Source organism: Metaplanococcus flavidus (genome assembly GCF_042675885.1).
GTDB lineage: Bacteria > Bacillota > Bacilli > Bacillales_A > Planococcaceae > Planococcus > Planococcus flavidus.
In genome coordinates this window covers 1-1,532 of sequence record NZ_JBHTKI010000034.1, presented here as the reverse complement: position 1 = coordinate 1,532, position 1,532 = coordinate 1, and the positions used below count along the sequence as shown (strand labels likewise).

At 48.4% G+C, this 1,532-nt stretch carries 1 protein-coding gene; it reads right to left on the bottom strand.

Annotation, left to right across the window (positions count from 1 at the left end):
• Positions 1–2: 2 nt before the first annotated feature.
• Complete coding sequence (locus ACFQ1X_RS15450) at positions 3–1,364, bottom strand: IS4 family transposase (protein ID WP_379083314.1); 1,362 nt, start codon at positions 1,362–1,364, stop codon at positions 3–5.
• Between the last annotated feature and the right edge of the window lie 168 nt (positions 1,365–1,532).

Genomic DNA, 1,532 nt, shown 5'->3' with positions numbered 1-1,532 from the left:
ACTCAACTTTCGCAGAGTGAAATTGGCAAATAAGCCTTGATGTAACTGGGCAGACCGCCAATCCAAAGCTGTAGTTGACTTTCAATTAGTTTTTTCATTTTCGTGTTGGCCTGTTTCAGGACATCTTCAAGAAGCTCGATCAACTGCTGCAGGGCAACTGCCCAATCGAGTTCGTTCACTTCATCGCACATTTCATAAAAGAGACCGCCGAGCGTGCGCTGATCCGTGTGGCAGCGGTTTTGCCAGGACAACACAATATAGCGCGCGAACACGATGGTCGTGTGGCTGATCAACCCGTCATAGGAACGCCCCTGGAACTCCTTTTGGAGTTTTAACAGCGATTTCGTTGTCTTGAAGAATACTTCAATATCCCAGCGCATGCCGTAGATCTGGATGATTTCTCGTTCGGTTAAGGTTTGATCGGTGCTGAGAATAGCCAGCCACTCGCTTCGTTTGTTTCGGTTTTGGACGAAGACGATTTTGACCGGCGTCCCGTTCGCCATGACACAAAGGATCGAACGAAGAATCCCTTTTTTGCCTTGGACAGGCTGCGCCAGGCGATACAGTTGTTTCAGCGGAAATTCCTTACCGCCGGCCACATAGCGCTGATTTGTGTTTTTCACCATGCCGATTACGTCCAATCCCTGTTCGGTGATCGCTTGAACCAGCGGAGGCAAAGTGAACCATGAATCCATCAACACATAGCTGGCGTCGATACCACCCGAAATCGCGCGCCGAATCATGTCCGGAATCTGTTCAGGCGCCGTCTGAAGGGCGTTCATCCGTCGCTTATAGCCGGAAGTGCGTTTGTCGATAGCGGATGAAATGCCGTTCAGCTGCGCTTTCTTGGAGCTGAGCAGGGAAAAATCGACCGGCATGAACGTCGCTCCATCCGACCAGCCCAGCGTCAACATCCGGAACCCTTTGTAAAATTTCATTTTTTGCGATGCGTGATCGAAACAGCGGGCCAGCAATTCGACCTTTTTACTACGGTTACGGTCGAACGCCGAATCATCGATAATGAACACTTTTGGCCGCGTGTGATCGGTCAGGCGATCGACCTTCTGGATGGTCGAAGCACTGAACGACAGAAGGAATCGGCGCCAGTTGAACGTCGGTTGATTGAGAAAACGGTAAACGGCATCCTTAGCAGGATAACGGTCTGCTTTTTTCGAATCCAGCAATGAAAACCAATTCTTGTGCTGGAAAATCAAGCAGAAAACAAGCTGGAACAAGTACGAACAGGAAAAGCCGAAGGTCTTGGTGATACCAGCTTTCCGGAGATGCTTAGAAATTTGAAGCTCAGAAAAAACCGAGTGCAATTCATTCGGCAGTTGATTGTTGGTTTGGTTTTGATCTATCATATAGGAGGCACCTCTTCTGTTTGGTAGTGATTTCTCGATAATCTCACTATACCAAAGAACGAGGTGCTTTTCTTTTCGCAAATTTACTTGTCAAGGAACCATTTGAATTACAGAAGCGCTTTACAGCCGCACCGACTGGCTCAAGTTATATCGGTGCGAAAGTTGAGT

Excerpts from the sequence above, each read along its gene's own strand:
- ACFQ1X_RS15450 (WP_379083314.1), bottom strand. The coding sequence starts at position 1,364 with ATGATAGATCAAAACCAAACCAACAATCAACTGCCGAATGAATTGCAC.